General features: G+C 64.6%; 21 protein-coding genes and 1 pseudogene. 8 read left to right on the top strand and 14 right to left on the bottom strand.

Features of this window, described 5'->3' with window-relative positions; all coding sequences use genetic code 11:
- Positions 1–840, bottom strand: a complete 840-nt coding sequence (locus A5740_RS09280) for an ABC transporter permease (protein WP_076193387.1) — start codon at positions 838–840, stop codon at positions 1–3.
- Entirely contained in the window at positions 837–2,162 is a 1,326-nt protein-coding gene (locus tag A5740_RS09285; RefSeq protein ID WP_076193389.1) for an aryl-sulfate sulfotransferase, read from the bottom strand. The genes A5740_RS09280 and A5740_RS09285 overlap by 4 nt, the downstream gene beginning before the upstream one ends.
- Positions 2,163–2,349: 187 nt before the next feature.
- On the opposite strand from A5740_RS09285, the gene A5740_RS09290 reads away from it, so the two are divergent.
- From A5740_RS09290 to A5740_RS09310, 5 genes are all read left to right on the top strand, one after another.
- Positions 2,350–3,330 carry a LacI family DNA-binding transcriptional regulator gene (locus A5740_RS09290; RefSeq protein ID WP_076193444.1) on the top strand — a complete coding sequence of 327 codons (981 nt, stop codon included), beginning with the start codon at positions 2,350–2,352 and terminating at the stop codon, positions 3,328–3,330.
- Positions 3,331–3,559: 229 nt separating this feature from the next.
- Complete coding sequence (gene dnaK, locus A5740_RS09295; RefSeq protein WP_076193391.1) at positions 3,560–5,413, top strand: molecular chaperone DnaK; 1,854 nt, start codon at positions 3,560–3,562, stop codon at positions 5,411–5,413.
- Positions 5,410–6,045 (top strand): nucleotide exchange factor GrpE, encoded by a 636-nt coding sequence (gene grpE / locus A5740_RS09300; protein WP_076193392.1) that lies wholly within the window; start codon positions 5,410–5,412, stop codon positions 6,043–6,045. Before dnaK ends, grpE begins: the two co-directional genes overlap by 4 nt.
- Before the next feature lie 40 nt (positions 6,046–6,085).
- Positions 6,086–7,252, top strand: a complete 1,167-nt coding sequence (gene dnaJ, locus A5740_RS09305; protein WP_076193394.1) for a molecular chaperone DnaJ — start codon at positions 6,086–6,088, stop codon at positions 7,250–7,252.
- A complete protein-coding gene (locus A5740_RS09310; RefSeq protein WP_139335031.1) occupies positions 7,249–7,635 on the top strand; it encodes a heat shock protein transcriptional repressor HspR in 387 nt (128 codons plus the stop codon). The genes dnaJ and A5740_RS09310 overlap by 4 nt, the downstream gene beginning before the upstream one ends.
- Positions 7,636–7,647: 12 nt before the next feature.
- Here the strand turns inward: A5740_RS09310 and A5740_RS09315 are convergent, their stop codons facing one another.
- The 10 genes and pseudogenes from A5740_RS09315 to A5740_RS09360 all read right to left on the bottom strand — a co-directional run bounded on the left by A5740_RS09315 (position 7,648) and on the right by A5740_RS09360 (position 15,161).
- Positions 7,648–8,562, bottom strand: coding sequence for an aldose 1-epimerase (locus A5740_RS09315; RefSeq protein ID WP_076193398.1), 915 nt, complete (start codon positions 8,560–8,562; stop codon positions 7,648–7,650).
- 19 nt (positions 8,563–8,581) lie between these two features.
- Positions 8,582–9,748, bottom strand: coding sequence for an FAD-binding oxidoreductase (locus A5740_RS09320; protein WP_076193399.1), 1,167 nt, complete (start codon positions 9,746–9,748; stop codon positions 8,582–8,584).
- Between the two features lie 96 nt (positions 9,749–9,844).
- The gene (locus tag A5740_RS09325; protein ID WP_139335032.1) at positions 9,845–10,450 is read right to left on the bottom strand and encodes a hypothetical protein; all 606 of its coding nucleotides are present in this window, start codon (positions 10,448–10,450) and stop codon (positions 9,845–9,847) included.
- 99 nt (positions 10,451–10,549) lie between these two features.
- Positions 10,550–10,867 carry an ESX-1 secretion-associated protein gene (locus A5740_RS09330; protein ID WP_076193401.1) on the bottom strand — a complete coding sequence of 106 codons (318 nt, stop codon included), beginning with the start codon at positions 10,865–10,867 and terminating at the stop codon, positions 10,550–10,552.
- Positions 10,868–10,882: 15 nt separating this feature from the next.
- Positions 10,883–11,620 carry an EspA/EspE family type VII secretion system effector gene (locus tag A5740_RS09335; protein WP_139335033.1) on the bottom strand — a complete coding sequence of 246 codons (738 nt, stop codon included), beginning with the start codon at positions 11,618–11,620 and terminating at the stop codon, positions 10,883–10,885.
- Positions 11,621–11,725: 105 nt separating this feature from the next.
- Positions 11,726–12,379: a hypothetical protein gene (locus tag A5740_RS09340; RefSeq protein WP_076193404.1), complete on the bottom strand. Its 654-nt coding sequence runs from the start codon at positions 12,377–12,379 to the stop codon at positions 11,726–11,728.
- A 12-nt stretch (positions 12,380–12,391) separates the two neighbouring features.
- Positions 12,392–12,511 (bottom strand): annotated as a pseudogene (locus A5740_RS29315) (DUF2510 domain-containing protein); the annotation flags it as partial.
- Positions 12,512–12,607: 96 nt separating this feature from the next.
- Entirely contained in the window at positions 12,608–13,231 is a 624-nt protein-coding gene (locus tag A5740_RS09350; RefSeq protein WP_076193448.1) for a hypothetical protein, read from the bottom strand.
- Between the two features lie 37 nt (positions 13,232–13,268).
- Positions 13,269–13,937, bottom strand: coding sequence for a GAP family protein (locus A5740_RS09355; RefSeq protein WP_076193406.1), 669 nt, complete (start codon positions 13,935–13,937; stop codon positions 13,269–13,271).
- Positions 13,938–13,976: 39 nt separating this feature from the next.
- Complete coding sequence (locus A5740_RS09360) at positions 13,977–15,161, bottom strand: macrolide family glycosyltransferase (RefSeq protein WP_254849127.1); 1,185 nt, start codon at positions 15,159–15,161, stop codon at positions 13,977–13,979.
- Positions 15,162–15,270: 109 nt separating this feature from the next.
- Between A5740_RS09360 and clpB the strand changes: the two genes are divergently transcribed.
- The 3 genes from clpB (at position 15,271) to A5740_RS09375 (ending at position 19,521) form a co-directional block, all read left to right on the top strand.
- Entirely contained in the window at positions 15,271–17,817 is a 2,547-nt protein-coding gene (gene clpB, locus A5740_RS09365; RefSeq protein ID WP_076193409.1) for an ATP-dependent chaperone ClpB, read from the top strand.
- A gap of 123 nt (positions 17,818–17,940) precedes the next feature.
- The gene (locus A5740_RS09370; RefSeq protein ID WP_076193449.1) at positions 17,941–18,579 is read left to right on the top strand and encodes an HD domain-containing protein; all 639 of its coding nucleotides are present in this window, start codon (positions 17,941–17,943) and stop codon (positions 18,577–18,579) included.
- A 69-nt stretch (positions 18,580–18,648) separates the two neighbouring features.
- Positions 18,649–19,521, top strand: a complete 873-nt coding sequence (locus A5740_RS09375) for a TIGR03620 family F420-dependent LLM class oxidoreductase (RefSeq protein ID WP_076193411.1) — start codon at positions 18,649–18,651, stop codon at positions 19,519–19,521.
- 7 nt (positions 19,522–19,528) lie between these two features.
- Here the strand turns inward: A5740_RS09375 and A5740_RS09380 are convergent, their stop codons facing one another.
- Entirely contained in the window at positions 19,529–20,608 is a 1,080-nt protein-coding gene (locus A5740_RS09380) for a dihydrodipicolinate reductase (protein WP_076193412.1), read from the bottom strand.
- Positions 20,605–21,603: a Rieske 2Fe-2S domain-containing protein gene (locus A5740_RS09385; protein WP_076193414.1), complete on the bottom strand. Its 999-nt coding sequence runs from the start codon at positions 21,601–21,603 to the stop codon at positions 20,605–20,607. The genes A5740_RS09380 and A5740_RS09385 overlap by 4 nt, the downstream gene beginning before the upstream one ends.
- Between the last annotated feature and the right edge of the window lie 130 nt (positions 21,604–21,733).

Genomic DNA, 21,733 nt, shown 5'->3' on the forward strand with positions numbered 1-21,733 from the left:
TCAACGCTCCTCGTGAGCCCAGCGGGTGAACGGGGAGGTGGCGGAGGCCACCAGCAGGTCGCACACGGCGCCGATGACGCCCAGGACGATCAGGCAGAAGATGAGCCGATCCGCTTGGGAGAACAGCTGTGCCTGTGAAATCCGGTAGCCGATGCCGGCGGTGGTGCCCGTCATCTCGGCCACCACGATGAGCACGAACGCCATCGCCGCACCGACCCTCAGGCCCGACGCGATATCGGGAGCGGCTTCGGGCAGGACCACCTTCGTGAGCGTCTGCACACGGGTGGCGCCCAGGCAGCGTGCGGCCTTCAGATAGTCGATCGGTGTACTCGCCAGTCCGGAATGACTGTTGATCCACACCGGCACGAAAACGCCGAGCGCGATCACCAGGGTCTTGCTGTTCTCGCCCAACCCGAACCACAGAATGGCCAGTGGGACAAGCCCGATCGTCGGGATCGGCGAGAACACTCGAAGCACCGGTTGCAGCAGGTTTCGGCCGGCCGCCGTGGTCGCGGTGAGGACCGCGACGACGATGCCGACGGCTGCGCCGATCGCGAAACCGACTGCTGCCCTGCGCAAGCTGGCGACGATGTCGTCGGCGAGCAGGCCTTCGGCCCATAGGGTATGCCCCGCGGCCAGAATCTCGGGAACGCTGGGGAACAGCTGACGCGGGAACCGCCCGGTCGCCACCATCGCCGACCATGCGGCCGCGGCGATTCCCAGGCCGGCGAGTGTCCAGCCCAGGACGCCCAAGCGCGCCAGTGCCGACCGCAGACGAGGCGGGGTGGCGCGACCGGACGCGCTCGACGACGTCGTCGAGACAGCCAAATCGGTGGTCACGGAGAGGTTTCCGGCTCGGGCCCGACCACGCGCAGCGGGGATCTCGGGGTGTCCTCAGGGGCCCAGTCGAACGGGACAGCCTGGGACCGGTAGACCAGGGTGGTGAGAGTGAGCCGGTCGACCCCGGGCACCCTGGTTTGCTTGACTTCGGGTTCACCGGCCACGCCGTAGCCCTGGTAGGGGCTGTGGTACTCCCACACCACATCACCGTCGGAGGTCACCTGGAACAGCCGCCCGTGCATCCCTTCGGTGATCAGGGTGTTGCCGTTGGGCAGCCGTTGGGCATTGCTGACGAACGAGCTGAAAAAGGTCCAGGTGGGAAGGCCGGAATCCTCAGCGGTGTACTGCCAGACGATTTCCTTGGTGGTCGGGTCGATCTCGAGCACCCGAGAACCGGCGTAGATACCGAGCGGCGCGGCCGGATAGCCGGCACCGCCCTGATTGTCGAACACCAGGATGTTGCCCGCGCCCGGTAGACCCGCGGCGATCATGTGGGGATTGTGTTGACCTGAGGTCTGATCAACGGGACGCGGCACCTTGTGCACGTTGATCCGCTGATGCTGTGCGCCGTACTCGGCGTCGTAGTAGGGTCCCAGCTTCCACACGACCGCGCCGGATGACTTGTCGATCAGTGCGATGATGTTGGCCTTGCGGAAGCTGATCAAGATGTTGTCGGGATGGAAGGCCGAGTCGGGATCGTCGAGGTACCACCGGTTGGGGCCGAGAGTCTTGGCGCTGTTCATTTCCAGGTAGCCCCACGGGTCGTCGGGGTCGCGGGCAACCGCCTGGCGCAAGCCATCCCATCCGGTCGGTGAGAATCCGAACTCCTCGAGATGATCTCCGGCCAGCCACTGCCAGACGATCTCTCCCGCCGGCGTGACCTCGTAGAGTCCCTGGTCTCCGGCCGTGTATTCGCCCAGGCCTGGTACGACGCGGGGAACCGTCACCAGGATCAGGCGGTTGCCGTTGGGCAACAGCTCCCAATCATGGTTTTGGCGAGCCGCTCCATCCGGCGCCTGCCGGCCCCACTCCCAGATGACCTCCCCGTCCCAATCGAGTTGCCCGATCGTGCCGTTGGCGTAGATGCCACCGCGGGCATCGCCGCTGTCGGACAGCTGTACCCCGACATCGCCGAGGCGGCCGCCGTTGAGCGCTGGGTCCAGGATCCGCGGTGGCACACCGGCATACGGCCATTCGTGTACCACGGTGCCGTTGAGGTCGATCAGTCGGGTGATGCCGTCGGCGCCGGTGAACAGGACATAACTGTCAAAGGCGAGGCCGGGGTCCAGATGACTGACCCCGGTGGGCCGTACGAATGCCATGTCAGCTACTCCACCAATCTCCTGTTACCAGCACGGGTCCTCCTCGTTACGGTTCTAATCGATTAGCGTAGGCAGGCCAGCCGTGCGCGGAACCGTCACAATCGGGGTGATTCGAACTCTTTCGAGCAGTCGACGACGAGCGGAGGGTCCACCCGTTGTGAGTGCGAAACGACCGACACTTGCCGACGTGGCAAGCCACGCCGGCACCTCGACCGCGGTGGTGAGCTACGTGCTCAACAACGGCCCCCGGCCGGTGTCGGAGGTGTTGCGCGCCAAGGTGATCAACGCGATCGACGAGCTGGGCTATCGGCCCGACGGCCGGGCCCGCGCGTTGCGCCGACCGCGGCGTTGGCGACAGATCGGCCTGTTGGTCCCCGATGTCACCTTGCCGTTGTTCGGTCAGTTCGTAGAGCAGATCGAGGTGCAAGCCCGCGCCCGTGAGCACCTCATCCTCATCGGCAACACCGGGTACGACCCGGAACGGGAGATCGAGTTCGCCGCGGCCTTTGCCGAGGTCGGTGTCGACGGCCTACTGGTGATCGGCGCCGCAAACGCACCGCAGACGGCGAAACTGTGTCGGCAGGAACGTATTCCGGTGGTGTGGATGCACAGCGTCCGTGGTGACGTTCCCGCCGACATCGTGGGTGTCGACCATTCCCATGCCGGCGAACTGATCACTCGGCATCTGATCGAGGGCCACGGGTGCCGAGACATCGTCTTCGTGGGTGGTATCGCCGAGGCCGATGTGCGCCTCGGTGACCGTGAAGCAGTGCAGCAGCGGCACGCCGGGGCGCAGGTGGCCGTCGGGGGGCGGGTGCCGGTCATCCGAACCGATCTCACCCCGGCCGCTGCCTATGCCGCCGTCGGCGACTTCCTGCGTCACTCCGCTCGCCGGCCGAAGGCGTTCGTGGTGGGCACCTATGGGCAGACCGCGGCGACCATTCGTGCGGTGCTCGACGCCGGGCTGGAGATTCCCGCTGACATCCGCGTGGTCGGGTTCGACGGCACCGTCAACGACTTCCGTGGTTACGGGCAGTTCCGGCTCACCGCGGCGCAGCAACCCGTCGGCACGATCGCGTGTCAGGCGCTGAGCCGGCTGATGGGGGATCCGCAACCGCTCGAGGTTCTGGAGCCGACACTTCAGATCGGCAACTCGTGCGGCTGTTGACCCTCACAGACAGGCGTGTGCCCATACCTGTTTGATCGATTCAGATACATCCGAGCCGCCGGGAATATTCGTGGTTTTCAGCGGGAACAAATTCCCCGAAGCCCAACGTTGACCACATCGACAGCAAGTTGAGTGAACATGACTCAAGTCTAGGTTGACAATCCGGGCTCCCCAGGAGCAGGCTTGAGCGCAGTCCGCTCAGACCCCATCTCTATCAGGAGGCATCACTATGGCTCGTGCGGTCGGTATCGACCTCGGGACCACCAACTCGTGCGTCGCGGTTCTGGAGGGCGGCGACCCCGTTGTCGTCGCGAACTCAGAGGGCTCCCGGACCACCCCGTCCGTTGTCGCGTTTGCGCGCAACGGTGAGGTGTTGGTCGGTCAGCCCGCCAAGAACCAGGCGGTCACCAACGTCGACCGGACCATCCGTTCGGTCAAGCGCCACATCGGCACCGATTGGACCGTCGAGATCGACGGCAAGAATTACACGTCGCAGGAGATCAGCGCGCGCACGCTGCAGAAGCTGAAGCGCGACGCCGAGGCGTACCTCGGTGAGGACATCACCGACGCGGTCATCACCGTGCCCGCGTACTTCAACGACGCCCAGCGTCAGGCCACCAAGGAAGCCGGTCAGATCGCCGGCCTCAACGTCCTGCGCATCGTCAACGAGCCCACCGCGGCGGCCCTGGCCTACGGCCTGGACAAGGGCAGCAAGGAACAGACCATCCTGGTCTTCGACCTCGGTGGCGGCACGTTCGACGTCTCGCTGCTGGAGATCGGCGACGGTGTCGTCGAGGTGCGGGCCACCTCCGGTGACAACCACCTCGGTGGCGACGACTGGGACGACCGGATCGTCGATTGGCTGGTCGACAAGTTCAAGAGCACCTCGGGCATCGACCTGACCAAGGACAAGATGGCCATGCAGCGGCTGCGTGAAGCCGCCGAGAAGGCCAAGATCGAACTGAGCTCCTCGCAGAGCACCTCGATCAACCTGCCCTACATCACCGTCGACGCCGACAAGAACCCGCTGTTCCTCGACGAGCAGCTGACCCGCGCCGAGTTCCAGAAGATCACGCAGGATCTGCTGGACCGCACCCGTCAGCCGTTCCAGTCGGTGATCAAGGACGCCGGCATCTCGGTTTCCGAGATCGACCACGTCGTGCTCGTCGGTGGCTCGACCCGTATGCCCGCCGTCACCGATCTGGTCAAGGAACTGACCGGTGGCAAGGAGCCCAACAAGGGCGTCAACCCCGACGAGGTTGTCGCCGTGGGTGCCGCGCTGCAGGCCGGTGTGCTCAAGGGCGAGGTGAAAGACGTTCTGCTGCTCGACGTCACCCCGCTGTCCCTCGGTATCGAAACCAAGGGTGGCGTGATGACGAAGCTGATCGAGCGCAACACCACCATTCCGACCAAGCGGTCGGAGACCTTCACCACCGCTGACGACAACCAGCCGTCGGTGCAGATCCAGGTCTTCCAGGGTGAGCGCGAGATCGCTTCGCACAACAAGCTGCTCGGCTCCTTCGAGCTGACCGGTATCCCGCCGGCCCCGCGCGGCGTGCCGCAGATCGAGGTCACCTTCGACATCGACGCCAACGGCATCGTGCACGTCACCGCCAAGGACAAGGGCACCGGCAAGGAAAACACGATCAAGATCCAGGAAGGCTCCGGCCTGTCCAAGGAAGAGATCGACCGGATGATCAAGGACGCCGAGGCACACGCCGAGGAGGACAAGAAGCGTCGCGAAGAGGCCGATGTCCGCAACCAGGCCGAATCGTTGGTCTACCAGACGGAGAAGTTCGTCAAGGAGCAGCGTGAGGCCGAAGGCGGGTCGAAGGTTCCCGAGGAGACGCTGTCGAAGGTCGACGGGGCCATCGCCGAGGCGAAGTCGGCTCTGGAAGGCACCGACATCTCGGCGATCAAGGACGCCATGGAGAAGCTCGGCGTCGAGTCGCAGGGTCTGGGCCAGGCGATCTACGAGGCCACCCAGGCCGAGCAGGCTGCCGGCGGAGCAGACGGCGGTGCGCCGGCTGACGACAACGTGGTGGACGCCGAAGTCGTCGACGATGACCGGGAGAACAAGTGACGCAACCTCAAAACGGCGGCGACGATCCGCAGGAGCCGGTGACCATCACCGACAAACGGCGCATCGATCCCGACACCGGTGAGGTGCGTGAGCAGGCGCCGGCCCCTAGCGGGCCGGCGTCGGCCGCATCGCCTGCCGGAGAGTCGGGGAGCGAAACCGACGAGGTCGCCGAACTCAAGGCCACCCTGCAGCGCGTCAAGGCCGAATACGACAACTACCGCAAACGGGCGCTGCGCGACCAGCAGGTCACCGCAGACCGTGCCAAGGTCGCGGTCATCACCCAGCTCCTGGGCATCCTCGATGACCTCGACCGGGCCCGCGCTCACGGTGACCTGGAATCCGGGCCGCTCAAGTCGGTTGCCGACAAGCTCGTCAGTGTTCTTGAGGGCCAAGGGCTTTCCGGCTTCGGTGAAGAGGGTGACGAGTTCGACCCGTCGCTGCACGAGGCTGTGCAGCACGAGGGCGAAGGCAACCACCCGGTGGTCGGGACCGTGATGCGCCGGGGTTACCGGGTCGGTGAGCAGGTGGTCAGGCACGCCATGGTGGGCGTGGTCGACACCGTCTCCGATGCCGACGGCAGTGCGGATAACGCTGACGCCGCAGATGATCAGGCCGCAGAATCAGACAACTAGACACAACGACTAAAGAGAAGAGGTAAGGAGGTGGCGCAGCATGGCCCAACGCGAGTGGGTCGAAAAGGACTTCTACAAAGAACTCGGCGTCTCCTCTGACGCCAGCGCCGACGAGATCAAGAAGGCCTACCGGAAGCTGGCCTCTGAACTGCACCCCGACCGCAATCCCGATGCGGGAGCGGCCGAGCGGTTCAAGGCGGTTTCCGAGGCGAACAGCGTCCTGTCGGACCCCGCGAAGCGCAAGGAGTATGACGAGACCCGGCGGTTGTTCGCCGGTGGTGGGCGCCGGTTCAACCCGGGTGGGAACTTCAGTGGCGGATTCGGTTCTGACGGAGCCGAATTCAACCTGGGAGACCTGTTCGACGCGGCCGGCCAGAGCGGCGGCGCCAATATCGGTGACCTCTTCGGCGGGCTGTTCGGCCGCGGTGCACAACCGCGGCCGAGCCGGCCTCGTCGAGGCAACGACCTGGAAACCGAGACCGAGCTTTCGTTCCTCGAAGCCACCAAGGGCGTGGCCATGCCGCTGCGGCTGACCAGTCCGGCACCCTGCACCAACTGCCACGGCAGTGGTGCGCGGCCGGGCACCAGCCCCAAGGTGTGCCCGAACTGCAACGGCTCCGGTGTGGTCAACCGCAACCAGGGGGCGTTCGGATTCTCCGAGCCCTGTACCGAATGCCGGGGCAGCGGCTCGATCATCGAGCACCCCTGCGAGGAGTGCAAGGGCACCGGCGTCACCACCCGGACCCGCACCATCAACGTGCGGATCCCTCCGGGCGTCGAGGACGGTCAGCGCATCCGGCTGGCCGGCCAGGGCGAAGCCGGGTTGCGGGGCGCACCCTCCGGTGACCTCTACGTCACCGTGCATGTGCGCCCGGACAAGGTGTTCGGGCGTGACGGCGACGACCTGACGGTCAGCGTTCCGGTCAGCTTCCACGAATTGGCTCTTGGCACAACGCTTTCCGTTCCCACCCTGGAGGGCAAGGTCGGGGTGCGGGTGCCCAAGGGTACCTCTGACGGCCGTATCCTGCGGGTACGTGGGCGCGGGGTGCCGAAACGCTCCGGCGGGCACGGCGATCTGCTGGTGACGGTGAAGGTCGCGGTGCCGCCGAACCTGGAAGGCGAAGCGGCCGAGGCGTTGGAGGCGTACGCGAAAGCCGAACGGGACAGCGGGTTTGACCCGCGGGCCGGATGGGCTGGCAACGTATGAGCCGGCGTCAAGAGGAAGCCCGCACGTTCCTGATTTCCGTGGCCGCCGAGCTGGCCGGTATGCATGCGCAGACCCTGCGCACATACGACCGGCTCGGTCTGGTCAGCCCACAACGCAGTTCCGGTGGTGGGCGCCGTTATTCCGAACGTGATGTCGATCTGCTCCGCGAGGTGCAACGGTTGTCACAGGACGAGGGCGTCAACCTGGCCGGCATCAAACGCATCATCGAACTCACCAATCAGGTGGATGCGTTGCGCACCAGGGTGTCCGAGTTGACGCAGCAGGTCGAACAACTCAGCGACCAGCGCCGCGACGTTTCGGCGGCGTCGAAGGCTGTGGTGTTGTGGCAGCCCGGAGCCGCTCGGCGGCGACATTCGCAGTAGTCGAGGTGCCCGCTAACCAACTCTGATCGAAAAGATGGCCGTCTCCGGTTTTCCGGGGGCGGCCATCGTGTAATTGCCCTGGCGCAGAGCGTTAGTGGGTGCGGCCATCGGCTCGATCCCCACCACGGCGTCGTTGCCCGGTGCGAACAGTTGCGCTGCGGCGTAGCCCTTTTCGAAGGTGACCTCGACCCGGTGTCGCCCGCCGGAGAGGGCAAAAACCGCACCTGCATCGACCTCGTCGAATCCTTCGTCGAGTTCGGTGTTGCCCAATTGTGTTGTCCCGCCTGGCCACTCTCCGCACTCCCCGGTGGGCAACCCGTGGTCGTCCACCAGCCGGTGCCGCATGGCCGGAGTCTCTAGGCGCCAGTCCTCCCGGGGCACACCGGGAATCGTCAGATACGGATGGTAGCCGTAACACAGGGGCACGGGTTGCGTCCCGGTCGACGTTACCGTGGTGGCCACGCTGAGGGTCCGGTCGGCCAGCGTCGCCGTCAACGTCAACCGGTGCGGGAACGGGAACGTCGCCAGCAATGTCGGCTCGGCAGCCCAGTCCAGCGAGGCCACCAGCATGTTCCCGGAACGTTCGATCACCTGCCAGTCCGGGTTCGCGGCGAGCACACCATGGATGGGTGCGCCGTGGGGGTCGGCACGTACACCGTCGGCACCGGGAGTCAAATTCACGCGCGTGTCGCCCACGTGGTATTCGTTGGCGCTCAATCTGTTTGCCCACGGATAGAGGATCGGGATGCCCATCGTCTTGCCGTCGGAAATGTATGCCTGAAGGCCACGTCGCTGGCCCAGATATTCGACATCGCCGTCAGCGCGGTTGTCGGCCAGGGAGCTGCACACCATCCCGGCACCCGGAACGTAGGTGGCAGTCAGCGACGACGACGGATCCTGCAGGGTGACTGGTTGAACGTCGGCCATGGCGCCAGTGTGGCACGCGTCAGCGGGTCAGCGGATCGTGCTGGATGCGATCGGCGGGCGCACCCCGCTCGATCAGGGCGGATTTGGTGGCGGTGACCATCTCGGGGCCGCCGCAGACGAGAATCTGGCGATCGCCCCAGTTGCCGTATCGGGTCACCACCTCGGCCAGCGTTCCGGTTTGGCGCACGTGCAGGCCACGTGGGGGTTGCACGTCGGGGTACTGGCCGGCCCACGGCGGATCGGTGCTGTACTCCGACACCGGCGTCACCGACAACCACGGGTTGGTCGAGGCGATGTGCCACAAGGTTTTCAGGTCGTACAGATCGCACGGGTAGCGGCCACCGAAGAACAGGTGTACGCGCGGGTTTTCACCGTGCAGCGTCATGTCCATGATGATGTTGCGCAGCGGAGCCAGACCCGTGCTGCCGGCCACCATCAGCACGTCTTCGCCGTCACGGTCGACGTGCAGCCCGCCGTGCGGGCTGGACAGCCGCCAGCGGTCACCGATCCGGGTCTCGGCGACGATGGCGGGGCTCACCATGCCGCCGGTGACCGAGCGGACGTGGAACTCGATGGCCCCGGATCGGTCCGAGGGAATGGCCGGGCTCAGATAGCGCCATCGCCGCGGCCATTGCGGCACCTCGACGGTGACGTACTGGCCGGGGTGATAGAACAGCGCCTGGTCGAGTTGGAGCCGGATCACCGAGACGTCGCGGGTGACCCGGTGATGTTCGATGACGGTGCCGTCGCAATAGGCGGGGGAGTCCTCGGCGTCGGCGGCGCCCCGCATCACGCCGATGATCAGGGCCACCGCATCGCGGGCGGCTTCGGCCAGCCGGTCGTCCCACTGGGCTTCCAGATGATCGCGCAATGCGTTGTACAGAGCGTCCTGCATCGAGTCGTAATGGCTCTGGACCACGCCGTACTTGCGGTGATCTCTGCCCAGCTGGGCCAGGAATGCCACCGGCTCCTCGGCGCGCTGGGCGATCAGCTCCCCGAACAACCAGGTCAGGGCGCGGCCGAAGACCTCGCGTTGGCTGGTCATGTCGGGAGGAAACAGGTCGCGGGCCGAGAGGTCGGTGGCAAACCACCGGGTGTAGAAGTCCAGGATCAGGGCGTGCGAGCCGTGCTCAGGGTCGACGGCCCTCTGCAGTGTCTGCAGCGCTTCACGGTCATCGAGTCCCACGGAGCTGCATCATAGGCGTGGTTCGCGTGGGCTGCCGCAAACCCCCGATGACCACCAACGATGCATGGGAGCTGCGATTGCCTGACCCCCAAAGCGTCAGTGGTGCTGCTCGGAGTGGCGGGCGACGAGTGCAAGTTCTGCCTCGCCGGCCTGTTCCGGGGTGGCGAACGGCATGTTGGTCTCCACGAAGTTCCTGGCCTCCTGAAGACCAACACCCTGTTCGACCATCATGTTGACGACACCTACGTGCACCACCGCTGTCGCTTTCTTGGCGGCGACGCCAGCCACAAACCTAATTTCGTCAGCCAGTTGAGCCTCGGTCAAAGTGGTGACCTTCGGATCCAGATCCACCTGGGCGACCGAGCCGTTCAGGTACGCCGTAACGGCGACCGTGCCCGGTGGGTTGACGGCCTGCACCACCGAGGTCTGCTCGCCATCTTCGACCCCGTCATCCGTATCAGCGACGCCAAAGTCGTCGTGCCCGTCGTCGGGTGACTCTGCGTTATCGGTGAAGGTGCTGTGCATGACGTCGTCGTAGTCGCCGCCCAGTTCGGCGATGTCGTCGTCGCTGCTGTCCTCGACGAATTCCGAAAGCGCGTCCAGACCGGATTGATCTTCGTGGATCTCAGGGGTTGCGAAATCTAGAGCATTCAAGTCGTTGCCGGAACCGAAGAACTCGTCGTCCGGATCGTGAGGGATCACGTTTCAGCACTTCCGATTTCTGTGTGCGGCGCGCATGAGCCTGTGCGGTTGTTTCGATGCGAAGGTTATCGCCGACAGTGACGCACCGTCGACTGGCATTTAGCGTGGATGCATTTCTTTGTCGAGCTTGCCGGCACCTTGAGCATCTGCACGGTCGTATTGTGACGCGGCGGACCCCAGTTTTGTGGAGAGGGACGCGGACACTGAGTTCAGCTTGGCACAGGCAGCGGCCCTTGCTTGCTCAGCAATCAGTACGGCTGTGTTGGACGTCATGCACACCATGCCGTGATTGGCCATCATCGATGTGCCGACACCTTGTGCCGCGGCGGCGGCCGCGAGTAGTTGCTGCGCTGCTTTTTCTTGCAATTCAGCAAGTTCCAGCACATGGGAAGTATTCACCTTCAAGAAACCGGACATGGACATTTCCCTCGGTCAGCGTGCGGTAGTGGAAACTCGGTTGTACATACCGGTCGCCTTGGCAACTTCGAGGCCGTTCATCGCTGCCTCGATGCCCAGTTTTGTCATGGCTGCCATCGCGATCGGTACCGAACCTGCGACGGCGCCGATCTGGATCGACATCGAGATCGCCGGTCCCGCGGGAACGAGGGGGTAGGCGGCCATTGCGGGTGCCACCATGATTCCCAGCGCTACGGAGCAGGCGTCCAGCACCGTGCGCGTATTTGTGACCTGTCCCGCTTGCTTCTTGACTACGGATTCGATGATGCTGTCGGCCTGAGCCATGAGCTGAGAGCGATCCTGCTGTTTCACATCCTGTGCGGTATAGGCATTCGAAGCGCTGCCCTGCCAGTGTTGGCTTGGCATAGCCGATTTGAGGATTTCACCGACGTTACCGAATTCCTTGTTACCGTTTCCGAACCGGTCGCCGCTGTCGGGCGTTCCGATCCCGCAGTGCAGTGTCATCGCTGCAATGGCCAGCAGGCCGCCTTGGATCACGGGGGTCTGTGGACATTTGGGGATCAAGTTGGGAGAAAATTTGTTGGCTATCGCGGGACCTACGGTCCCGGCCAGCTGTGTAATCCCTATCGCATCGGATGCGGTGGTCAAGACATTCGTGACCGGATGTACGTCTGTGTCTTGCGCAGTCTCCACATGGCTCTTTGCGGACCACACTGTGTTTATCCCGCCGAGGATATCGTCGAGTCTTGCCACCATGACCTCCTGTCCTGGGGGAGCCTAACAGCGCTCTACAGCCTCCCTCTGCGGCAATTTCGGGTGTCCGGCACGCGACTCAGCGTTGGGCAAGGTTGCCTCCGCTCAGTTGCTGGGCGACTTCCAACGCGGTCCTCCGAGCGGACCACCCATCTGAATTCGGTCGTACATGTAGTGAGCAAAAGCGACAGTCAACATCAGAACCGGAAGTGGACGTGAGGTTGGGGTGGCGCAATCGAGGGTGTAGTCGTAATGCGGATTGCGTGATCCGGTGTTTGGGTGCCACTGACGATGGACGTGGCCGATCACTGAGCCGGTCGCGTCGTAGATGGGTTCGTGTACCTTCTTGTCCATCTGCATGATGGTGGTGCCCACGTTGGACGATCCGAGAGTTGTTCCGTGGGACTCCATCGCCATGGTCAGGGTGTAAATTCGCCAGCGCGACCCACCTCGACGCAGACGGCCCAGGTCCTGCCCGTTGGGGTCCTGAACCTGAATGGTCGCTCTGAATCCCCCTGAGCTGGTGAAGTACAACAACGGCGCCCCATCGGGGCGCATCATGACGAACGACATCGCCTCCGCACCCCGTGTGAGCCAGCCAATTTTCGTCGTCGGTTGGATCAACCCGATCTGCTTGCCGTCCTCGGCCTCAACCCCGCACATGATGCTGGCATCGTGTGGGGTCGCAATTGCCCTGAGGATCAGGACCTTTTGTCCAAACGGATAACCCGAATCCCATGCGTAGTCGGAAGGTGACACCGGGCTGGGCGAAGCCTCAGGAGATGTGTGGTCAGTCCACTGCCAGCCGTCAAAGTAGCGCAGTTGCTGAGCGTTCCATGGATCAGTGAACCAGCCGGGTGGCCCGGTCGGTGGAACATTGTTGTCGATGATTGCCCCTTCGGATCCGCCACAGAGATTCGCTCAAGGCTGCGCCAGGTCTGTCGATGCTATCGGGACCGCTGAATTTCCTTGCGCGTAGAACCCGTCTCACCTGCCCTCGAAATGATTGTGTCCGAGCGTGTCCACAAACGAAGGCCCGCGCCGGTCGAGCTCGCCCAGATAGTCGTCGGCCCACGTACCGAATGGCTTGTGCGCCAGGTATTCGTTGCGGAACCGGTCGTCTTCGGAGACCTCGGAAACGCAGAATGACGGAATTGCGAGATCGACCACGGGTCCGCCCCGCTCGACTTCGGAGAGCAGTAGCGGTGCGTTTCGGCCGAGGAACTGGTCGATGATCCAGCCGTCTTCACCCAGCCACATCGAGTATCGAACTTTGGCGACCACATGCTCAGATCGGCCGACGATCTGAGCGGCGACCAACGGATCGAGTTCGCGTTCGGCCTCATAGCGGGTACCGCCGACGGCGGGGCCTTTGGCGGTCATGGTTCCCAGTGATTCCTCGCCCAATGCCTCGACGAGTTCGGCCGCCGTGGCGTCCAATTCGGCGGGCGCCGGCCCTTGCACGCGCACTCGGACCGCATAACCGTCGGATGCGAACAGATACGCCTGCACGATCAGGGCGGGCGTCGGGTCGGAGGCCGCCGCCGCGGGCAATTCGCGGACAAAGAACTTCCGCTCGAATTCGAAATCACCGAAGCCGGATTCGGACATGGCCACACCGTAGCCCGAATTGCGTCGAATGCGTTACCTATAGCGCGTGAATTCCCTTGTAGAGCACAAGCAGGCCGATCACCACCAGAATTCCCGCGACCAGCACGGCGTGTTGGCGTTCCATCCAGTCCTTGAGCCGGGCCAGTGCGGGGTCGAGACGGTTGCCGGATACCGCGTAGGCGAGGATCGGCAATGCGACCGTCGAACCCGCCGCCGCCACGTAGTACAGCCCGGCGGCCCAGACCCCGGGCTGGCCGAGGCCGGCACTGCCGATCGCCAATCCGGCTGCTGCACAGATGAACAGCACTTTGGGGTTCACCACGGTGAGCACCGCGCCGGCGGCCCCGGCCCGGACCGTGGTGAGCGTGCTCAGCCTGGTCATCCATCCCGGCATGTGTTCTGACTTGGTTCGGGTAAGGAAGCGGTAGCCGCCGAAGATGACGAGCGCGGTACCCACCAGGATGCGAAACCACGACGCCCACGTCGGCGGTTTGTCGAGCCCGCCGAGCAGCCCGGAGACGCCGACGAAGATCGCGGTCAACCCGGCCAGACCGATCAGCCAACCTGCCAGAAACGCCAGACCGGTGGAACGCGGCTGAGCCGTGTGCAACACGAGAATCGCCGGAATGATGGACAGCGGTGACAACGCCACCACCATTGCCAGCGGAATGAGTTCGGTGAAAACCGAGCTCCAGTTCTCCGTCATCGCCAAAACCTAGCAACGCCGAAACCCGGGCGCCGGCACTTACCACCCACCGGCTGCGATGTCTTCGACGGCGTCGGCGGCATACTGTGGCCCACCGTGGGCACGGATCTCTGCCCTGATGGCATCGAGCCGCAATCGGATCTGTTGATCGGCCGCCACGCCGAGCACGGCGTCGCGGATCTGCGCCACGCTCGGCACTGGGTCTGACAAATGCCTGCCGACGCCGATGGTTTCCAGCCGGGCCGCATTCGCGGGTTGATCGACCGCCTGAGGAATGGCCACCATCGGCACCCCGAACCACAATCCCTCGGTGCACGAGCCCATCCCGGCGTGGGTGATGAAGCAGTCGGCCTGCGCCAGCACCGCCGGCTGGGGAACCGACTCGCGCAGTTGGACCCACGGCGGAACGGGCCCCACCTCAGCGCGTCCGCGCGACAGCACCAGTCGCCAGCCGTGCCCGCCCAGCGCCTCGATCACGTTGCGGTACACGTCAGCCCGTTCGGTATAGGCAGTACCGAAGGCCAGCAGGGCCAGCGGGCCGTCCCCGGCCGGCGGACGCCACCCACCCGCATCGAGCCGCCGAGGGTCGATGCAGGGCCCGACGAAGCGGTATCGGTCACCGACGCGGTCGGCGTGACGTTGCATGACCCGCGGGATCAACACCAGGCAGCGTCGCGGTGCGCCGGTCACCTCGTCGAAAGTCAGGCCTGATCCGGAATCGGCGAGCCAGGCGTCGAACGCCTCGCGATAGGCCAGTCCGCTCGGACTGTTGAGGATGGGGCCCAAGATCTCGGCCATGTCGTCGTGATAGCCGTCCCACGCCACCTCGCTGGGCGACAACTGCGCGGCGGGCACACCCCAGTGGGCAGCGGCGACCGGACCGGCCATCCCGCCGATGTCGTACAACACCAGATCGGGGCGGTCAGCGTCGAGGGCGTTGCGCACCTGCGGCAGAACGTGAATTGCCTCGTCGAGGAAGATCCGCATGCCTGCGGCCGGGTCGGTCTCGTCGAATGTCTCCGGGGCGCCGGGAGCGCCCGGTAACACCGAGGTGCACGGGATCACGTCGGCGCCGGTGGGTTGGACCAGATTGGTCAGGTGACCCCCGACCAGATAGCTGACCCGGTGCCCGCGGCGCACCAGTTCGTGGATAACCGCGAGATGTGGGTACATGTGGCTGGGAGCGGAAGCAGCGACGACGGCAACGTGTAGGGCGGAGTCCACCTGATCGAGTCTGCCGATCGAAAAATTTTAAACTTGAGCGGAACAGACTCAACCTTGACTACGTTGTACATCGCGACAAGCATTTTCTCTATCGGAAAAGGGAGGTGTCGTGGACTCGTTCAACCCGACGACCAAGACTCAGGCGGCGCTGACCTCAGCGTTGCAGGCGGCCAGTTCTGCCGGCAACCCGGAGATCCGTCCCGCCCACCTGTTGATGGCACTGCTCACTCAGAATGAAGGCATTGCCGCACCCCTGCTCGAGGCCGTCGGCGTGGACCCCGCGACGATCCGGACCGAGGCGCAGCGGTTGCTCGACCGGCTGCCCAGCGCCAGTGGCGCCAGCAGCCAACCCCAACTGAGCCGGGAATCGCTCGCCGCGATCACCACGGCCCAGCATCTGGCCACCGAGATGGACGACGAGTACGTCTCCACCGAACATCTGATGGTCGGGCTGGCCACCGGCGACTCCGAGGTCGCGAAACTGCTGACCGGCCACGGCGCTTCACCCGAGGCGCTTCGGGAGGCGTTCACCAAGGTGCGTGGCAGTGCCCGGGTGACCAGTGCCGATCCCGAGGGCACGTATCAGGCGTTGGAGAAGTACTCCACCGATCTGACCGCGCGCGCCCGGGAAGGCAAACTGGACCCGGTCATCGGGCGTGACAACGAGATTCGTCGCGTCGTGCAGGTGCTCTCGAGGCGTACCAAGAACAACCCGGTGCTCATCGGTGAGCCCGGCGTCGGCAAGACTGCGATCGTCGAGGGCCTGGCCCAGCGCATCGTGGCCGGCGACGTGCCGGAAAGCTTGCGGGACAAAACCGTCATCAGCCTGGACCTGGGCTCGATGGTGGCCGGTGCCAAGTACCGCGGTGAGTTCGAGGAACGGCTCAAGGCCGTCCTCGACGACATCAAAGACTCGGCCGGGCAGGTCATCACGTTCATCGACGAGCTGCACACCATCGTGGGCGCCGGCGCCACCGGTGAGTCGGCGATGGACGCGGGCAACATGATCAAGCCGATGCTGGCCCGTGGCGAGCTGCGGCTGGTCGGCGCGACCACCCTCGACGAGTACCGCAAGTACATCGAGAAGGACGCCGCGCTGGAGCGTCGCTTCCAGCAGGTGCTCGTCGGTGAGCCGTCGGTGGAGGACACCGTCGGCATCTTGCGCGGGCTCAAGGACCGCTACGAGGTGCACCACGGCGTGCGCATCACCGACTCCGCTCTGGTGGCTGCGGCCAGCCTGTCTGACCGCTACATCACCAGCCGCTTCCTGCCCGACAAGGCCATCGACCTGGTGGACGAGGCGGCATCGCGGCTGCGGATGGAGATCGACTCCCGGCCGGTCGAGATCGACGAGGTCGAGCGGTTGGTCCGACGCCTCGAGATCGAGGAGATGGCGCTGTCCAAGGAGGAAGATGACGCCTCCAAGGAACGGCTGGAGAAACTGCGCGGTGAGTTGGCCGATCTCCGCGAGAAGTTGGCGGAGTTGACGACGAGATGGCAGAACGAGAAGGGCGCCATCGATGTGGTGCGCGAGCTCAAGGAGCAGCTGGACAGCCTGCGCGGTGAGGCCGACCGGGCCGAGCGTGACGGTGACCTGGCCAAGGCCGCCGAGTTGCGGTACGGACGTATCCCTGAGGTCGAGAAGAAGCTCGATGCCGCTTTGCCGGTGGCCGAGGCTCGCGAGAACGTGATGCTCAAGGAGGAAGTCGGCCCCGACGACATCGCCGAGGTGGTGGAGGCGTGGACCGGCATCCCGGCCGGGCGCATGCTCGAAGGCGAGACCGCCAAGCTGCTGCGCATGGAGGAGGAGCTGGGCAAGCGGGTCATCGGTCAGAAGAAGGCCGTGACTGCGGTGTCGGATGCGGTGCGCCGCAGCCGGGCCGGGGTCGCCGACCCCAACCGGCCCACGGGTTCGTTCATGTTCCTGGGCCCGACCGGCGTCGGTAAGACCGAGTTGGCAAAGGCCTTGGCGGAGTTCCTGTTCGACGACGAGCGCGCCATGGTCCGCATCGACATGAGCGAGTACGGCGAGAAGCACTCGGTGGCTCGGCTGGTCGGTGCGCCTCCCGGATACATCGGCTACGACCAGGGCGGTCAGCTGACCGAGGCGGTGCGGCGGCGTCCGTACACGGTGGTGTTGTTCGACGAGATCGAAAAGGCCCACCCGGACGTGTTCGACGTGCTGCTTCAGGTGCTCGACGAGGGCCGGCTGACCGACGGTCAGGGCCGCACGGTCGACTTCCGCAACACGATCCTGATCCTGACCTCCAACCTGGGTGCCGGTGGCACCGAGGAACAGGTGATGGCGGCGGTGCGCGCTGCGTTCAAGCCGGAGTTCATCAACCGGCTCGACGACGTGATCCTGTTCGACGCACTGAATCCCGAGGAGCTGGTGTCGATTGTCGACATCCAGCTGCAGCAGCTGGCCAAGCGGCTGTCACAGCGCCGGCTCACCCTCGAAGTGTCGTTGCCCGCCAAGACGTGGCTGGCCGAGCGTGGGTTCGACCCGCTCTACGGGGCCCGTCCGCTGCGCCGGCTGGTGCAGCAGGCCATCGGTGACCAGCTGGCCAAGATGTTGTTGGCCGGTGAGGTGCACGACGGCGACGTGGTGCCGGTCAACGTCAGCGCGGACGGCGAAGGCTTGGTCCTGGGCTGAGTCAACGGCGTCATCGCCGACGAGTCCCGCCACACTTCGGTGTGGCGGGACTTGTCCACATTTGAGGGTTTTCTGGCCGGACTGGAGCGGCGCGGACCTCTGCTGCGCACCAGCATGGATGGCATGGAAGAAATCATTGCAGGGGTGGAAGTACCGGAATCGGCGGCGGTCGTCGAGGCCACCCGCCTGATTCGGGACACGACCACCCCACTCATCTATCACCACTCGCGCCGGGTGTACTTCTTCGGCCGGATTCACGCTCGGCGCCTCGGTATCCAACCCGACCCTGAGCTGCTCTACCTGGCCGCGCTGTTCCACGACGCCGGGCTGCTCACGCCGTTCTCCGACACCGAGCAGCGTTTCGAGGTCGACGGGGCCGACCACGGCCGCAAGTTCCTGATCGAGCATGGCTTCTCGACTACTGCGGCCGACACGGTGTGGACCGCCATCGCGCTCCACACGACACCGGGAATCCCGGGCCGGATGGGCCCGGAGATTGCCGCTACCCATCTCGGCGTACTCACCGATGTGGTGGGTTTGGGCGTCGACGGTCTGCACCCCGACCAGGTGGACGAGATCCTCACGGCGCACCCGCGGGGGGACTTCAAGAACGAGTTCTTGAATGCCTACTTCGACGGGTTGAAAGACCGTCCGGAGACCACCAACGGGACGGTGAATTCCGATGTTCTTGAGCACTTCATCCCCGATTTTCAACGCACCACCAGCGTTGAGCGCATCATCGGCTCGCCCTGGCCGAGCTGACTGGACTTGCCGGTCCAAAAAGCTCGCGCCACGATGGTGGCAGCGGCGAGAAAGACACGGAGGAACGCGATGGATTTCGGAAAGTACGGCGTGTGGCAGCCGGCCTACGCGACCACACCGGACATGGCCAGACATCTGGAGAGACTTGGGTTTACGGCGCTATGGTTGGGTGGCCCGGAAGCCGATCTCGCCGGAATCGACGATCTCCTCGCGGTCACCGACAATCTGGTCGTCGGGACCAGCATCTACAACATCTATCGCGGTGATGCGGCTACCTTGGTAGACGCCTATCGGCGTATCGAGGACAAGTTTCCCGAACGGCTGCTACTCGGTATCGGTGTGGGTCATCCGGAGCAGACGAAAGGCTATGGCACACCGCTGGCGACGTTGCAGGCGTTCCTCGACGACCTCGACACCGCAGGATTGCCGCGTGAGCGACGCGCGTTGGCCGCGCTGGGGCCCAAGATGCTGGATCTGGCACGCGAGCGCGCGGGCGGATCTGTCCCTTATCTCGTCACTCCCGAGCACACGCGTCGATCCAGAGTGGCACTCGGCCCGCAAAAGTTCCTGGCCCCCGAGCAGAAGGTGGTGCTCGAGTCGGATGCCGCTCGGGCTCGCGCCCTGGCTCGGCCTCGAATCAAACATCCGTACCTGGGTCTGGTCAACTATCGAAACAACCTGCTCCGGCTCGGGTTCACCGACGCGGATCTTTCCGGTGACGGCAGCGACCGCCTGATCGATGCCCTTGCCGTGCACGGTGAACCCTCCGACATCGCGCGAGGATTGCGCGCGCATCTCGACGCCGGAGCAGACCATGTTCAAATCCAGCTGGTCAGTGCGAATTCGGCGCCGCACCCGGCGATGTCTGAGGTGCTGCTACAGGTATACGACGAGGCTGCCATGCGCCTGTATGAATCGCTTGCCGATGAGTTGGGGCTCTAGCCGAGGTTCAAAGTGCGAACCGGCCGGCGAACCCACGCAGTGGTACGTCGGCGCTCGTCAGCAACCCGGGCGGCGCCTTGACCACCGAGGCGATGGCGTTGAGTGCGGGCAGCCCGGTCACCGTCATGCCGATCGAGGCAAACGAATCCGGATCGGACAGGTCCACACCGGGTTTCGGGAAGATCATGTGTTTGTTGTAGACACAGGGATCGCCCTTGATCTGAGTGATGTAGCAGCCCTTGATGTCCCAGCTGGGGTCGGTGTGCGGGGTCATCTGCCACTCCAGGTGCGTCTCCACCCGCGGTACACCGTCGATCAGCCCCTGGTACTTGATGTAATTGCCGCCCAGTGATCCTTTGGGCAGCTGGTACCAGCCCAGGTCGACGTCCTTGGTGCAGGCCCCGAGTTCGGCACTGAACTTCACCTCGTCGAGCTCGAGGCCGAAGCAGTCGGCCATCATCAGCACGCTGTCGGCGAACACCCGGGTGTACTTCTCCAACTTGCCCGGGATCGACGGGTCGTCGACCGGCAGCCCATAGCCGACCTCGATCCAGGTGTCCTTGCTGTGATGGCATGACACGTCGACGGATTCGATGGTGGTGACGTTCTCGATCTCGGCGACGTCGGCCGAGCACACCACGCCCAGGATCTGGTTCACCCCGGGATTCATGCCGGTGCCGTAGAACGTAGAACCACCTTTCTCGCACGCCTCGGCGAGTAACTGCGACACCGGCTTTCCGGACGGGTGTGGGTGGTTGGTGTCGCGGTGCCAACCGGTGATCCAGTCGGCCGTGGTGACGATGTTGATGCCGGCCTCAAGGACTTTCACGTACAGATCCTCGTCCGGGAACACGCCATGGAAAGTCAGTACGTCGGGACGTGCGGCGATGATGTCGTCGATCGACCCGGTGGCGACAACTCCGATCGGATCGATCCCGGCGATCTCGCCGGCGTCACGACCCACCTTTTCCGGTGTGTAGCAATGCAATCCGATCAATTCGAGATCGTCACGCTTGATGAGCCGCTTGATCATCTCGGTGCCGACGTTGCCGGTCGCCACCTGGAATACACGGCTCTTCTCGGTCATACGGTGTCTGCCTTCCTGGCGTCCGGATAGAACTGCATGGCCCACTTGCGGATTGCGGTGAAGCCCTCGTATTCGGCGGTGGCCAGCGCCGGCGGATCGGAGTAGCGCTGATGCGACCAGATGTGGATGTCCTGGGTGAATTGCCGGATCACCTCGTCGCCGAACTCCGCGGCCTTCGCGGCGGCCCGATCGGATTCTTTCCCGGGGGTCCGGCCGATGTAGACCATGAACCGCACATCGGAGGTGGACTCGTCGACGGGGGTGACCGCCGAGATCGTGCGGTTGTCGATCATTCCCCAGCTCTTGGTCACCGCAATGCCCAGACCGCCGTTGATCGCCTCGACGCCGCTGCGGACATCCTCGATCGACTGTTGGTCGTCGCCCTCGAACGTGATGGTGAAGTCGACGTAGGAGATCGGCGCGGCGAAATCGTGCCGGGTGAACACCGGCACGATCGGGGTCTGGTGCACGAATTTGAAGTGCGCGAAGTCGACGCCGTTCTCCAGCACGTACTGCGGATGCAGCTCCAACCCGGAGCGGAACAACCGCTGCTGCGGGTAATAGTCGGCGGCGCTGCTGCCGTCGGCGAAGGACGCGAACACATCCGGTGCGTCGAAGAACGGCTCACGTCCCTCGGCGTCGTGCCAGATGTAGATGGCTTCGTTGCGTTCGGCGACGGGATAGGTGCGTATCCGGCGACCTCGGTTGGGTCGGTCCTGGTACGGGATGCACACGTTGCGGCCCTCGGCGTTCCACTGCCAGCCGTGGAACGGGCACTGGATCACCTCGCCGACCACTTGGCCGCCGAATCCCAGATGGGCGCCGAGATGTTCGCAGTACGCGTTCATCACGGTCACCTGCCCGGATTCCGAGCGCCACGCGACCATCTCTTCGCCGAAGTACTTCATGGCGTGGACCGCACCCGTCGACACCTCATCCGACCAGGCGACCTGGAACCATCCCGTCGGTTTCATCGACAACGGTGGTTTGGCCATGTCGCGAATCGTAGGAGCATCGGTGAAATTTTGGAAGAGGGTTCTGTGAAACTGGGATAGCCTCGAAGGGTGACCGATGCCGAGGTGAGTACGCGCCGCACCAACCGGCGCGGCCACGCCACCCGGGAGA

It is taken from the genome of Mycobacterium sp. GA-1841 (assembly GCF_001954135.1).
Lineage (GTDB): Bacteria > Actinomycetota > Actinomycetes > Mycobacteriales > Mycobacteriaceae > Mycobacterium.

Excerpts from the sequence above, each read along its gene's own strand:
- A5740_RS09285 (WP_076193389.1), bottom strand. The coding sequence starts at position 2,162 with ATGGCATTCGTACGGCCCACCGGGGTCAGTCATCTGGACCCCGGCCTC.
- dnaK (WP_076193391.1), top strand. The coding sequence starts at position 3,560 with ATGGCTCGTGCGGTCGGTATCGACCTCGGGACCACCAACTCGTGCGTC.
- dnaJ (WP_076193394.1), top strand. The coding sequence starts at position 6,086 with ATGGCCCAACGCGAGTGGGTCGAAAAGGACTTCTACAAAGAACTCGGC.
- A5740_RS09310 (WP_139335031.1), top strand. The coding sequence starts at position 7,249 with ATGAGCCGGCGTCAAGAGGAAGCCCGCACGTTCCTGATTTCCGTGGCC.
- A5740_RS09315 (WP_076193398.1), bottom strand. The coding sequence starts at position 8,562 with ATGGCCGACGTTCAACCAGTCACCCTGCAGGATCCGTCGTCGTCGCTG.
- A5740_RS09330 (WP_076193401.1), bottom strand. The coding sequence starts at position 10,867 with ATGTCCGGTTTCTTGAAGGTGAATACTTCCCATGTGCTGGAACTTGCT.
- A5740_RS09350 (WP_076193448.1), bottom strand. The coding sequence starts at position 13,231 with ATGTCCGAATCCGGCTTCGGTGATTTCGAATTCGAGCGGAAGTTCTTT.
- A5740_RS09355 (WP_076193406.1), bottom strand. The coding sequence starts at position 13,937 with ATGACGGAGAACTGGAGCTCGGTTTTCACCGAACTCATTCCGCTGGCA.
- A5740_RS09370 (WP_076193449.1), top strand. The coding sequence starts at position 17,941 with ATGGAAGAAATCATTGCAGGGGTGGAAGTACCGGAATCGGCGGCGGTC.
- A5740_RS09375 (WP_076193411.1), top strand. The coding sequence starts at position 18,649 with ATGGATTTCGGAAAGTACGGCGTGTGGCAGCCGGCCTACGCGACCACA.
- A5740_RS09380 (WP_076193412.1), bottom strand. The coding sequence starts at position 20,608 with ATGACCGAGAAGAGCCGTGTATTCCAGGTGGCGACCGGCAACGTCGGC.
- A5740_RS09385 (WP_076193414.1), bottom strand. The coding sequence starts at position 21,603 with ATGGCCAAACCACCGTTGTCGATGAAACCGACGGGATGGTTCCAGGTC.